Here is a 13,260-nt window from a genome sequence, read left to right as displayed (position 1 = left end):
GGGGACGGTGGCGCCGGGAAGCCGTTTTCGGCCCGCGACCGGGCCCGCTCACGCTCCGGGTCACCCTCCGCACTGGCGCAGCATCATCTCCTTGTCGGCGGTCGTCACCGGCAGTTCGTACTTCAGCGACACCTGGGCGAACCGCACCGCGTACGAGCAGCGGATCCGCTTGTTCGGGGGCAGCCAGGTCGCGGGCCCGGAGTCGCCCTTGGAGCCGTTGGCCGGGCCGTCGACCGGTATGAGGTTGAGGGGGTCGTTGGCGATGTCCTGGCGCTTGCCCTTGGGCCAGCGGGAGGCGCCCATCTGCCAGTCGTAGGACAGCGGCATCACATGGTCGATCTGCACGGCCGTGGCACGGGACTTGGTCCACTCGATCGTCCGGCCCGTGTACGGGTCGCGCAACGTCATGGAGGTCACGACGCAGTCCGAGCCGGAGCGGAAGCGGAGGTCCTCGCCGTCGCGCTTGAGGAGGTCGTTGCGGGTGTCGCAGCCGTTGCGGGCGAACGGGATGCCGCCCGGCGCCGAGTCCATCCAGGCGTAGCCGAACTCGTCGCGGTCGTAGCCCGTCTTGGGGCCGCGGCCCTTCGTCGCCACCTTGGCTATGAGGGCCCGCCCCTCGGCCCGGTCGGCGTCCGAAGTCAGGGCCGCGAGCCCCGGTTTGGTGCCGTCGGGGTTGTCCAGCGGGCTCGTGGCGCGGCCGGAGCCGGCGGTCGGGACGGCGGAGCCGGAGGACTCGTCGTCCACGGACAGATCGACGTTCTCGCAGCCCGCCAGTACCAGCACCATGCCGAGCATCGCCGCGGCACTCGCCGCCCCGCCCCTCAGACGCATCACGACGCGCCCCTCCCCTTTGCCGCGCGTTCCGCCCCGCACTGGCGGTCTTCCCTGGTACACCGTCACGCACACGGTAGCGACCCGGCGCACGGCGGCATTCAAGAGGCCCGCCCGGAGGTCCAGACCACAACAGGGCTATTCGCGCATACTTCGCAACTCGGGCGTATCTTCGGTCGTGAATCACCTCCGGAAGGAGCTCTGGATGGGCATCTTCGACAGGTTCAGGAACCGCCAGGCGCAGGACAGGGCCAGGGACATGTCCGACACCGCGGAGCGGAAGGTCAACGAGAAGACGGGCGACAAGTACGAGCGCCAGACCGACGACGCGCAGCAGCGGATGGAGCGCGAACTCGGCATGGACCGCGACAGGCCCGAGCAGCCTTGAGGCCGGAGCACCTTGAGCACTGAGGCCGTCCGCGCAGATCCAGCTCCCGCGGACGGCTTCACGCTGCCCCACACCCGCCCCCAGGCGAAGTCGGAGAGCCGAGAGGGCCTCAGACCTTCCCGATCCCCAACGTCGTCTCGGACGGCAGCAGACCGGAGGACAGCACCGCCACCCAGAACTCACCGAGCAGTGCCACGAGACGGTCCACCTCGGCCGGGGTGAGCGACTGCCAGGGCGCGGCGGCGAGTTGGTCGGTCTGCTCCTCGACCGCGCGGCGCAGTTCGCGGCCGGCCTCCGTGGCCTTACCGTCGTCCGCGTCGACCAGTCCCCGTGCGGTCAGCCGCTCCCGGGCGGACGCCCATTCCTCCTCGCTCCAGCCACGGCTCTCGAAGCGCTCAACCGACGCGGCGCCTATCGCGGCGAACGACACGAGCGACTCGACCGGGTCGAGGCCGGCCACCAGCAGGGCCGCTATGTGGCCGTCGCCGCGGTGTTCGCGCAGGATCGTCGCCGCGTGCCAGAGCTGGAGGTGCGGGGGCCGCGGCCAGTCCAGGGCGGCGTTGGCCGCGGCGAGGGGACGGCCCGCGGTGTTCGCCGCTTCGGCCGCGCGGCGGGCGAGGGCCGCTGCTTCCGCCAGCTCGGGGCTGTCCGTCCGGTCGCCGAGTATCGCCCGGTAGGCCCGGTCGATGCCGCGCGTCCGGGCCCGCAGCACGGCCTCGGGGTTCGCGCTCTTCCATGCGGGGTCGATGTGTTCGGCGACCATGCGCGGGCTGAAGCTGTAGAAGGCGGAGGCGACTTGCTCCGGGCCCACCGCTCCCAGCGGCGCGGCCCGGTACGGGAAGTAGCTCGGCCAGCGCTGTTCAGTGGCGTAGCCGAGCGCCGCCGCCTCCTCGAAGGCCTCCGGCGCGTAGTACAGCACCGCGTGCAGCGGCTCCAGCAGATGCCAGAGCTGACGTACGCGATCGAGCCCCAGATCACCGTCGTACTTCTTCACCATGGCGCGACTCCCCCGCTCCCCGGTCCGAATCTCCCGCTCCCACAACTTGACACTGACAAGACTGCCGGACGCCGATCGAACTTGTCAATGGCTAGATCCAGGAAACTTGTCATTGCCTAGACCGCGCGTACGCTGCTGCCATGACCCAGCAGTCCTCCCCCCGCCGCCCCTACCACCACGGCGATCTGCGCCGAGCCATCCTCACCGCCGCGCTGGACGCCATCGCCGCCGACGGCCCGTCCGCGCTGAGCCTGCGCGACCTCGCCCGTCGTGCCGGTGTCTCGCACGCGGCGCCGGCCCATCACTTCAGGGACCGCACCGGGCTGCTCACGGCGATCGCCGCCGAGGGGTACGGGCTGCTGGCGACCGCACTCATCGAGGCCGCGGACCTGCGGGACGCGGGCGTGCGCTACGTCCGTTTCGCGCGCGAGCACCCCGCGCACTTCCAGGTGATGTTCACGCCCGAACTGCTGCGCGCCGACGACCTCGAGCTGGCCACGGCCCGCGCCCTCGCCGGTGACGCCCTGCGCGGCGCCGTCTCCGCCGTGCACCCCGAGGAGCTCGGCATCGACCCCCGGCTCGCCGGCGTCGCCGCCTGGTCACTGGCCCACGGCTTCGCCACGCTGCTGCTCAGCCACAACCTCGACGGGCCGGTCGGCGACCGGGACCCCGAAGAGGTGTTCCGGACGCTGGCGGCGATGCTGTTCCGGAGCGAGGCGCCGAGCGGGCGCGGGGAACGAGCTTGACCTCAAGTCCACTTGAGGTCCCACAGTGATCGGCATGACCATCGACATGACCATCGAAACAGCGGATCGCGACGCCATCGCCGAGGTCGTCGCCACCGTCGAGCGCACCCAGCGGGCCAAGGACCCCGAGGGCTTCCTCGCCCTCTTCCACCCCGACGCGCTGTGGACCACCGGCCACGGCAAGGTCCTCATCGGCCGCGACGCCATCGCCGAGTTCACCCGCGCCGTACTGCCCACCGCGACCTGGGACGGCGAGGTCACCTACGAGGTGGTGCACACGCAGCTCCTGCGCCCCGACGTGGCGGCCGTCAAGGTCCGGCAGGTCTACCACTCGCCGCAGGGCGACACCGAAGGCGCCCCGCTGTACGTCATGACCAAGCAGGACGACGGACGCTGGCTGCTGCACGCCTGCCAGAACACCGAAGTGCACGGCGACTAGCGGGCGTCGTCGCGGCTGCGTCGCGGCTGCGGCCCTTACGACGCCGCGTACCCGGCGAGGCAGAGCCTGAGGCGGCAGTGGTCCTCGGCTTCCACCAGTACCTGCTGCTGTTCGCTGAACAACACGGCGCGGTAGCGCTGCTCCTCCTCCTCGGTCATCGGTGTGGCGGCGCCCCCGGCGTCCTCCGCGGGCCGCAACCGGACGTTGTAGAGGTCTCGAATCACCGTACGGCTCGCAATCTGCTCAAGATCTGCTCACGACAAAGCCGCTCACGATCCCAGAATCGACGCCAGGAACTCCCCGACCCACCCGAGCAGTTCCCGCCCGACCAGCGGCTTCCCGCCCACCTTCGCGGTCTTCGGACGCGGCACCAGCACCTGGTGCACCGCCGGCTTGATGACGGTGCCCGGGTACAGGCGCTTGACCCGCAGTTCCTGGGACTCGCGCAACTCCACCGGAGCGAAGCGGATGTTGTTGCCCTGAAGGACGATCTCACCGACGCCGCACGCGCGGGCCAGCATGCGCAGGCCCGCCACCAGCAGGAGGTTCTCGACCGGCTCGGGCAGCTTGCCGTAGCGGTCGACGAGTTCCTCGCGTACGGACTTGATGTCCTCCTCCGTGTTGGCGGAGGCGATGGCCCGGTAGGCCTGCAGGCGGAGGCGCTCGCCGGGGGCGTAGTCGTGCGGGACATGCGCGTCGACCGGGAGCTCGATCTTGACCTCCAGCGGCGGCTCCTCCTCGACGCCGCCTTCCAGGGACGCCCGGTAGTCCGCGACCGCCTCGCCGACCATACGGACGTACAGGTCGAAGCCGACGCCCGCGATGTGGCCGGACTGCTCGCCGCCCAGCAGGTTGCCGGCGCCCCGGATCTCCAGGTCCTTCATCGCGACGTACATGCCGGCGCCCATCTCGGTGTGCTGGGCGATGGTCGCGAGGCGCTCGTGGGCGGTCTCCGTGAGCGGCTTCTCCGGGGGGTACAGGAAGTAGGCGTAGCCGCGCTCCCGGCCTCGCCCGACCCGGCCGCGCAGCTGGTGCAGCTGGGACAGGCCGAAGTTGTCGCCGCGCTCCACGATCAGGGTGTTGGCGTTGGAGATGTCGATGCCGGACTCGACGATCGTGGTCGACACCAGGACGTCGAACTTCTTCTCCCAGAAGTCGACGACCACCTGCTCCAGCGCCTGCTCCGACATCTGGCCGTGCGCCGTCGCGATACGCGCCTCGGGGACGATCTCGCGCAGGCGGGCGGCCGCGCGGTCGATCGACTCGACGCGGTTGTGGATGTAGAAGACCTGGCCCTCGCGCAGCAGTTCGCGGCGGATCGCGGCACCGATCTGCCTCTCCTCGTACGGGCCGACGAAGGTCAGGACCGGGTGGCGCTCCTCGGGCGGAGTGGTGATCGTCGACATCTCGCGGATGCCGGTGACCGCCATCTCCAGGGTCCTGGGGATCGGGGTCGCGGACATCGTCAGTACGTCGACGTTCGCGCGCAGCTTCTTCAGCTGCTCCTTGTGCTCGACGCCGAAGCGCTGCTCCTCGTCGACGATGACCAGGCCCAGGTCCTTGAACTTGGTCTCCGACGAGAACAGCCGGTGCGTGCCGATGACGATGTCCACCGAGCCCTCGCGCAGGCCCTCCAGGACCGCCTTCGCCTCGGTGTCGCTCTGGAAGCGGGACAGCGCCCGGGTGTTCACCGGGAACTGCGAGTAGCGCTCGGAGAACGTCCCGAAGTGCTGCTGCACCAGCAGGGTCGTGGGGACGAGGACGGCCACCTGCTTGCCGTCCTGGACGGCCTTGAACGCGGCCCGCACCGCGATCTCCGTCTTGCCGTAGCCGACGTCGCCGCAGATCAGGCGGTCCATCGGGACCGACTTCTCCATGTCCTCCTTGACCTCGGCGATGGTCGTCAGCTGGTCCGGGGTCTCGGCGTACGGGAAGGCGTCCTCCAGCTCGCGCTGCCAGGGGGTGTCCGAGCCGAAGGCGTGCCCGGGGGCCGCCATGCGCGCGCTGTAGAGCTTGATCAGGTCGGCGGCGATCTCCTTGACGGCCTTCTTGGCCCGCGCCTTGGTCTTCGTCCAGTCGGCGCCGCCCAGGCGATGCAGGGTGGGCGCCTCGCCGCCGACGTACTTGGTGATCTGCTCCAGCTGGTCGGTGGGGATGTACAGCCGGTCGCCGGGCTGGCCGCGCTTGGCGGGGGCGTACTCGACGACGAGGTACTCGCGCGTGGCGCCCTGGACGGTGCGCTGCACCATCTCGATGTAGCGGCCGACGCCGTGCTGCTCGTGGACGATGTAGTCGCCCGTCTCCAGGGTGAGCGGGTCGATGGTCTTGCGGCGGCGGGCCGGCATCCGGGCGCCGTCCTTGCCGGCCGCCTTCTGCCCGGACAGGTCGGTCTCGGTCAGGACGGCCAGCTTGAGGACGGGGTCCACGAAGCCGTAGTCGATCGAGCCGCACGCGACATGGACGACGGACGGGGAGATCTTCCCCAGGTCCGCCTCCAGGCGGGCCGCGACGCCCTCGCCGCCGAGCACCTCGACCGTGCGGGCCGCCGGGCCGTGGCCCTCGGTCACGAAGACCGTGCGCCAGCCGTCGGCGAGCCAGCCCTTGGTGTCGGCGAGGGCCTTCGCGGTGTCGCCGCGGTACGACTCCGGCGCGTGCATGCCGAGCTTGAGGGTGTCGGCGTCGCCCGCCGCGTCAGCGGCAAATGTAAACGTGTCGTCGGCCGCGAACGGCGACACCGACCACCACATCATGTCCAGCTCGCGCGCGCGGTCGCGTACGTCGGCGATGGACCACAGGGAGGCGGCGCCGACGTCGATGGGCGCCTCGCCGCCGCCGGCGGTGGCGGCCCAGGACGCCTGGAGGAATTCCTGGGATGTCGCCACGAGGTCCGCGGCACGCGTGCGTACCCGCTCCGGGTCGCATACGACGGACATCGCGCCCTTGGGCAGGACGTCGAGCAGCAGCTCCATGTCGTCGACGAGGACCGGCGCGAGGGACTCCATGCCCTCGACCGCGATGCCCTCGGCGATCTTGCCGAGCAGCTCGCCGAGTTCGGGGTGCTCCTCGGCGAGGGCACGCGCGCGTGCGCGGACGTCGTCGGTGAGGAGCAGCTCACGGCAGGGCGGGGCCCACAGGCCGTGCTCGGCGACTTCGAGGGAGCGCTGGTCGGCGACCTTGAAGTAGCGGATCTCCTCGACGTCGTCGCCCCAGAACTCGATGCGCAGGGGGTGTTCCTCGGTGGGCGGGAAGACGTCCAGGATGCCGCCTCGTACGGCGAACTCGCCGCGCTTCTCGACGAGCTCCACGCGCGCGTACGCGGCGGCGGCGAGGGCTTCGACGATCTCGCCGAGGTCGGCGGTCCGGCCGGTCCTCAGGGACACCGGTTCGAGGTCGCCGAGGCCCTTGACCTGGGGCTGGAGGACCGAGCGGACGGGGGCCACGACGACGGAGACCGGGCCGGTCTCGGGGTCGTCGGAGCTGGGGTGGGCGAGGCGGCGGAGGACGGCCAGGCGTCGGCCGACGGTGTCACTGCGGGGGCTCAGGCGCTCGTGCGGGAGGGTCTCCCAGGACGGGTACTCCACGACGCCCTCCGGGGGGAGGAGGGAGCGCAGGGCCGCCGCCAGGTCCTCGGCCTCGCGGCCGGTCGCCGTCACCGCCAGGAGCGGGCGGTCGGTCTCGCGGGCGAGGGCGGCGATCGCGAACGGGCGGGCCGCTGGGGGGCCGACCAGGTCGACGTGCATGCGGTTGCCGTCTGCGGCGGCGGTGATCGCTTCCGCGAGGGCGGTGTCCTTGACTACGGCGTCGAGCAGACCGTGCAGGCTCATTCGGAGGCGCTTTCCGTCCTGGGTGGGCAACACGAAGGGCCCGACGCGTGTGACGGGCCGGGGGTTCCAGCGTACGTCGCTGCGCGAGCGGGCGCCGGGGGCTGTGGATAACGCCGGTTCTCTCGGCCACCGTCACCGTCGCGAGCCTCGACCTTTTCTCGCCCCCGCCGCCCCTACCCGTCCCATCCCCAGGGGCCCCGCCCCTTCGACCCCGGGCACCCCTGGGGGCTGCGCCCCCAGACCCCCGCTCCGGCCCTTAAGGGGCCTTGTCCTCAAACGCCGGACGGGCTGACTGATGCGAGCCGACGCTGGAAGGTGCGCCCCCCTGCGGGTGGGTGGGGGCTGGGGACGGCACAATCCTGTCCCCGAACACCGGACGGGCCGGAAGACCCGACCCGACGCTGGAAAGCGGCACCCCCAGCGGGCGGGCGAGGGCCCGAGACAGCACAACCCTGCCCCCGAAGACCGGACAGGCCGGAAGACCCGACCCGACACTGGAACGCGGCACCCCCAGCGGGCGGGCGAGGGCCCGGGACAGCACAACCCTGCCCCCGAAGACCGGACAGGCCGAAAAGCCCGGCCCGACGCTGGAAAGCGGCGCCCCCAGCGGGTGGGCGAGGGCCCGGGACAGCGAGACCCGCCCCAGAACACCAGACAGGCCGCAAGGCCCGACCCGGCACCGCAAGGCAGCGCCCCCAGCGGGCGGGGCGGAGCCCGGGACAGCGTGGCCCCGGCCCAGAACACCGGACAGGCCGCGAGATGCGGGCCGGTGTTGGAAGAGGTGCCCCTTCAGGGTGGGGATGGGTGTTCGGGGTGGGAAGGCCCCGTCCTCGAACGCCGGGCGGGTCGAGAGGTGCGGCGCGGCGTTGGCGAGCGGTTCTTGGGTGCGAGTGGATCTGCTCAGAACCGGCTGGAGTCACGCAAATCGGACCGGCGCCCGAAAGGCCGCGCCGGCCAAGTCGCACGGGTGGGCGAAACCCTCAATCCCGTACCGCGTAAGGTCCCCCCCATGCCCACCCCCGCTCCCTCGGCGATGTCCAGTACCTCCTCCGAGCCTCATATATCGGCGTCCGACGCTCGCTCCACGGATCAACCGCGGGTCGTCGCCGGGCGGCGGGAGCCATGGCTGCTCGCGGTCGCGCTGTTCGTCGGTTATGCGGTGGTGTCCGTGGGGCGTTACCGGCATCTGGGGCAGCGGTCCTGGGACCTCGGGATCTTTGAGCAGGTCATCCGGTCGTACGCGCACCTTCAGGCGCCGATCGCCGACCTCAAGGGGCCCGGGTTCAACATCCTGGGTGATCACTTCAGTCCGGTGACCGCCCTCCTCGCGCCGCTGTACCGGGTCTTCCCCTCGCCCGTCACGCTGCTCCTCGCCCAGGCCGCGCTGTTCGCCCTCTCCGCCGTTCCCGTCACCCGCGCCGCGGCCCGGCTGCTGGGACGGTGGGGCGGGCTGGCGATCGGGGTGGCGTACGGGCTGTCGTGGGGGCTTCAGCAGGCCGTCGACTTCGACTTCCACGAGATCTGCTTCGCCCTGCCGCTGATCGCCTTCAGTCTCGAGGCGCTGCTCGCCCAGCGTTGGCGGGCCGCTCTGGTGTGGGCCATGCCGCTCGTTCTCGTCAAGGAGGACCTGGGGTTCACGGTCACCGCCATCGCCCTGGTCGTCGCCTGGCGGGCCCGCCAGGAGTCCCCGCGCGCGATGCGGTACGCGATCGGCGTCGCCGTCTTCGGGGTCGTGGCCCTCGTGGTCACCCTGCTGCTGGTCATACCGAGCTTCAACTCCGCCGGTACCTACGACTACTGGAGCAAGGTCGACGAGTCCGGCGGCGGCGGGCCGTTCGACGGTCTCGACACCAAGCTGCGCACCCTGTGCTGGCTGCTCATCCCGACCAGCGGGCTGCTCGCCCTGCGTTCCCCGATCCTGCTCGTCGCCCTGCCCACGATCGGCTGGCGTTTCGTCTCCTCGTATCCGCAGTACTGGGGAACCGACTGGCACTACAACGCCGTTCTGATGCCCATCGTGACCCTCGCGCTGGTCGACGCCCTCGGCACCGCACGGCACAGCACGCGCGCGTGGCTGCGCTCGTACGTCCGTCACCTGCCCGCCGCCGTCGCGGCCGCCTCGCTCGCGCTGACCACCTCGCTGCCGCTGGCCGCGCTCACGGAGAGCGAGATCTATCGCAAGCCCGAGCGTGTGAGCGCGATCGAACGGCTGCTGGCCGAGGTCCCGGACGGCGCCTCCGTGGAGGCGAACATCGCGCCGATCAGCCGGCTCACCTCGCGCTGCCGGGTCTTCTGGATCACCAGCACGCGTGGCATTAACCCCGACTTCATCGCCCTCGACAACTCCCGCAAGCGTTACCGGGACGTCGAGGGCTACGTCAGGTCCCTGCACCCGCAGGCCCGGTACACCGTCGAGGGCAACGTCTACGGAGTCGTACTCCTCAAGCGGCAGTGACGAACGGCAGTGACGAGCGGCAGTAACTAGTGGCAGTGACGATGGCGGGCCCGGTCCGGAAGGTGGTCCCTCCGGGCCGGGCCCGTCCCCCGCAACCCCCGTATGCGGTGGCTACTCGGTCGCGATCGCGTTCAGGACGTTCATCCGGCCCGCCCTGAACGCCGGCACCAGCGCCGCGAACAGGCCCACGAAGGCCGAGCCGATGAAGACGCCGATGATCGTCGGCCACGGGATGTCGAGGACGTTCAGGCCCTCCAGAGCCAGCAGCTTCTGGGCCGTCGCGCCCCAGCCCATGCCAAGCCCCAGACCCAGCAGGGCGCCGAACAGGGCGATCACCACCGACTCCATGCGGATCATGCGGCGCAGCTGGCGGCGGGAGAGGCCGATCGCCCGCATCAGGCCGATCTCACGGGTGCGCTCCACCACCGACAGGGCCAGGGTGTTCACCACGCCCAGGACGGCCACGATGATCGCCAGGGCCAGCAGGCCGTAGATCATGTTCAGGAGCTGGCCCATCTGGTCCTTGAGCTCCTCCTTGTAGTCGGTCTGGTCGCGGACCGGGTACTGCGGATAGTCGTGCAGCGCCTTCTTCAGGGCCGCGTACGCCGCCTCCTCCTGGCCTTCCTTCGCCTTGCCGAGCAGCATCTGGCTCTGCGGAATCCGGTCGGCGGGAAGGTACTTCCGCAGCGTCTCGATGCTGGTGTAGCGCGCGCCCTGGTCGAAGGAGGTGTCGTCGTCCGTGATGGCCGCGACCTTCAGCTTCGCCGTCTCGCCGCCCTTGAAGGCGACGGTGATGGTGTCGCCGACGTGCACGCCGTGCTTCGTGGCGTAGTCGGAGCCGACCGACATGGCGTCCTTGCCGTAGGCGGCGGACAGGGTGCCCTCCGTCGTCGTACGGCGCAGGTCCTCGGCGTAGGTCGGGTCGGCGGCCGTGAGCCCGGTGTCGTCGGTCTTGCCGTCCGGCGAGGTCAGGGTGGCGTTGACGTCCTTGGAGCGGGTGACGTGCGCCAGGCCCGGCGTCTGCCGCATCGCCTCCTCGGCGTCCGGGACGATCATCTGCTGGCCGCGCATGACGATGAAGTCAGCGCCGACCGACTTGTCCAGCTCGCTGGTGGCCGAGGCGACCATCGAGGAGCCGACCACCGACAGACAGGCCACCAGTGCGAGGCCGATCATCAGGGCGGCGCCCGTGGCACCGGTGCGGCGCGGGTTGCGCAGCGCGTTGCGCTCGGCCATGCGGCCCACGGGTCCGAAGGCCCGCAGCAGGACCGCGCTGATCACCCGGACGACGACGCCCGCGAGCAGCGGGCCGATGACCACGAAGCCGATCAGGGACAGCACCACTCCGGCGCCCAGCATCAGCGCCCCGTCGCTCGCCTTGTCGGCCGTGCCGGCCGCGTACAGGGCGAAGGCGCCCGCGCCGGTCAGCACCAGGCCGATCAGGCCGCGCACCAGACCCGCCTTGCCGTCGGCCGGCGTTCCGGCGTCGCGCAGGGCGGCCATCGGGGAGACCTTGCCGGCGCGGCGGGCGGGGAGGTAGGCGGCCAGGACGGTGACCACCACACCCAGGACCAGGCCGACCACGGGGGTCGTCGCCGTCACCGTGAGGTCGTCGGTGGAGAGGTTCATGCCTGCCATCGACATCAGCTTCATCAGGCCGACCGCGATGCCGACGCCGGCGCCCACCCCGAGCACCGAGCCGATGAGGCCGAGCAGCAGCGCCTCCACCAGCACGGACCGGTTGACCTGCCGGCGCGAGGAGCCGATCGCCCGCATCAGGCCGATCTCACGGGTGCGCTGGGCGACCAGCATCGAGAAGGTGTTGATGATCAGGAAGATGCCGACCAGGAACGCGATCCCGGCGAAGCCGAGCATGGCGTACTTGATGATGTCCATGAACTCGCCGACGTCCTTGCGGTTCTCGTCGGCGTTCTCCTTGGCCGTCTGGATCTTGTACGCACCGCCGGACGCGCCACCGGACGCCCCGCCGGACGCGTCGCCGGACGCGCCACCCGACGCACCGTCCAGTGCCTGCGCGACGTTCCGCTTGAGCTGGGCGTCGCTCACGCCGTTCGCCGCCGTGACGGAGACCTGTGTGAAGCGGTCGGGGGCGCCGAGCAGCCCCCGCTGGGCGGTGTCGGTGTCGAAGTAGACGACGGCCGCGCCCGGGTTGGTGACCTTCCAGGAGGCGATGCCGACGATCTTCGCGCGGATGTCTCCCGTGGCGGCGATGGTGCGCAGTTCGTCGCCGAGCTTCAGGTCGTGCTTGTCGGCGGTGTCCGCGTCGACCATGACCTCGGTGGGCCCGCGCGGGGCGTGCCCGGAGGTGATCTCCATGGACTTCAGGTCGTTCTGGGTCCAGTTCCCGGCGAAGGTGGGCGCGCCGGTGGAGGAACCCATGTTCTTGTTCTCGGAGTTGACGACGGTCACGTTCGTCGAGGCGACCGCGCCCTCCGCCTTCTGCACGCCGTCCACGGCCGCGACCTGCTCGACGGTCGAGGCGGGCAGCGAGCTGGGCCGGCCCGTGCCGTTGCCGTCGTCCTCGTCGCCGGCGTCCTTGGGGCTGACGGTGACGTCGGAGGAGGTGACGGCGAAGAGCTTGTCGAAGGTGGTGTTCATCGTGTCGGTGAACACGAGCGTGCCGCACACGAAGGCCACCGACAGGAGCACCGCCACGGCCGACAGGGCCATGCGCCCCTTGTGCGCGAAGAAGTTGCGCATCGAGGTCTTCAGGACGGTCATGACGTACGCCCCCGGGCGTCGAAGTCCTTCATGCGGTCCAGGACGGCGTCGGCGGTCGGCTTGTACATCTCGTCGACGATGCGGCCGTCGGCGAGGTACAGCACCCGGTCCGCGTAGGAGGCGGCGACGGGGTCGTGCGTGACCATCACGATGGTCTGCCCGAGCTCGGTGACGGACCGCCGCAGGAAGCCGAGCACTTCGGCGCCCGCGCGCGAGTCGAGGTTTCCGGTCGGCTCGTCACCGAAGATGATCTCGGGCCGCGCGGCCAGGGCGCGGGCCACGGCGACGCGCTGCTGCTGGCCGCCGGAGAGCTGGGTGGGCCGGTGCTTGAGCCGGTCGGAGAGGCCGACGGTGTCGACCACGCGCGCGAGCCACTGCTTGTCGGGCTTGCGGCCGGCGATGTCCATGGGCAGCGTGATGTTCTCGATGGCATTGAGCGTCGGCAGCAGGTTGAACGCCTGGAAGATGAAGCCGATCCGGTCCCGGCGCAGCTGGGTGAGCTTCTTGTCCTTCAGGCCGGTGATCTCGGTCTCGTCGAGGTAGATCTGGCCCGACGTCACGGTGTCGAGCCCGGCGAGGCAGTGCATGAGGGTGGACTTGCCGGACCCCGAGGGGCCCATGATCGCGGTGAACTGGCCACGCGCGATGTCCACGTCGACGTGGTCGAGCGCGACGACACGGGTCTCCCCCGACCCGTACGCCTTGACGACCTGCCGCGCCCGCGCGGCAACGGCCGTACGCCCTCCAGTGCCCCCGTGCCTGGGAATGGTCACAGCCGATGTCACGGTATGTCTCCTATGTCGGTCGCGGATGAACGTACGAGGCGGTGTGCCCGGTA

General features: G+C 70.8%; 10 protein-coding genes. 4 read left to right on the top strand and 6 right to left on the bottom strand.

Annotated elements, in window-relative coordinates; all coding sequences use genetic code 11:
* Positions 1 to 60: 60 nt before the first annotated feature.
* A complete protein-coding gene (locus IM697_RS05445) occupies positions 61 to 831 on the bottom strand; it encodes an HNH endonuclease family protein (RefSeq protein ID WP_194049599.1) in 771 nt (256 codons plus the stop codon).
* 205 nt (positions 832 to 1,036) lie between these two features.
* Between IM697_RS05445 and IM697_RS05440 the strand changes: the two genes are divergently transcribed.
* On the top strand, positions 1,037 to 1,219 hold the full coding sequence (locus IM697_RS05440; protein ID WP_194045259.1) for an Rv0909 family putative TA system antitoxin: 183 nt from the start codon (positions 1,037 to 1,039) through the stop codon (positions 1,217 to 1,219).
* A 109-nt stretch (positions 1,220 to 1,328) separates the two neighbouring features.
* Here the strand turns inward: IM697_RS05440 and IM697_RS05435 are convergent, their stop codons facing one another.
* Positions 1,329 to 2,216, bottom strand: a complete 888-nt coding sequence (locus IM697_RS05435; RefSeq protein ID WP_194045257.1) for an SCO6745 family protein — start codon at positions 2,214 to 2,216, stop codon at positions 1,329 to 1,331.
* A gap of 140 nt (positions 2,217 to 2,356) precedes the next feature.
* Here IM697_RS05435 and IM697_RS05430 point away from each other — a divergent pair, with 140 nt between their 5' ends.
* Together IM697_RS05430 and IM697_RS05425 are read left to right on the top strand one after the other, a co-directional pair.
* A complete protein-coding gene (locus IM697_RS05430; RefSeq protein ID WP_194045255.1) occupies positions 2,357 to 2,962 on the top strand; it encodes a TetR/AcrR family transcriptional regulator in 606 nt (201 codons plus the stop codon).
* A gap of 34 nt (positions 2,963 to 2,996) precedes the next feature.
* Positions 2,997 to 3,401, top strand: coding sequence for an SgcJ/EcaC family oxidoreductase (locus IM697_RS05425; protein ID WP_228044511.1), 405 nt, complete (start codon positions 2,997 to 2,999; stop codon positions 3,399 to 3,401).
* A gap of 35 nt (positions 3,402 to 3,436) precedes the next feature.
* On the opposite strand, the gene IM697_RS05420 is transcribed toward IM697_RS05425, so the two are convergent.
* Positions 3,437 to 3,625: a hypothetical protein gene (locus IM697_RS05420; RefSeq protein WP_194045253.1), complete on the bottom strand. Its 189-nt coding sequence runs from the start codon at positions 3,623 to 3,625 to the stop codon at positions 3,437 to 3,439.
* A 45-nt stretch (positions 3,626 to 3,670) separates the two neighbouring features.
* Positions 3,671 to 7,225, bottom strand: coding sequence for a transcription-repair coupling factor (gene mfd, locus IM697_RS05415; protein WP_194045251.1), 3,555 nt, complete (start codon positions 7,223 to 7,225; stop codon positions 3,671 to 3,673).
* A 1,009-nt stretch (positions 7,226 to 8,234) separates the two neighbouring features.
* Between mfd and IM697_RS05410 the strand changes: the two genes are divergently transcribed.
* The gene (locus IM697_RS05410) at positions 8,235 to 9,680 is read left to right on the top strand and encodes a DUF2079 domain-containing protein (protein ID WP_194045250.1); all 1,446 of its coding nucleotides are present in this window, start codon (positions 8,235 to 8,237) and stop codon (positions 9,678 to 9,680) included.
* A gap of 111 nt (positions 9,681 to 9,791) precedes the next feature.
* On the opposite strand, the gene IM697_RS05405 is transcribed toward IM697_RS05410, so the two are convergent.
* Together IM697_RS05405 and IM697_RS05400 are read right to left on the bottom strand one after the other, a co-directional pair.
* On the bottom strand, positions 9,792 to 12,422 hold the full coding sequence (locus IM697_RS05405) for an ABC transporter permease (protein ID WP_194045249.1): 2,631 nt from the start codon (positions 12,420 to 12,422) through the stop codon (positions 9,792 to 9,794).
* Entirely contained in the window at positions 12,419 to 13,207 is a 789-nt protein-coding gene (locus IM697_RS05400) for an ABC transporter ATP-binding protein (protein WP_194045248.1), read from the bottom strand. The genes IM697_RS05405 and IM697_RS05400 overlap by 4 nt, the downstream gene beginning before the upstream one ends.
* Between the last annotated feature and the right edge of the window lie 53 nt (positions 13,208 to 13,260).

Source organism: Streptomyces ferrugineus (assembly GCF_015160855.1).
Lineage (GTDB): Bacteria > Actinomycetota > Actinomycetes > Streptomycetales > Streptomycetaceae > Streptomyces > Streptomyces ferrugineus.
The sequence above is the reverse complement of the archived record's forward strand: the minus strand, read 5'-3'. Positions and strand labels throughout refer to the sequence as shown.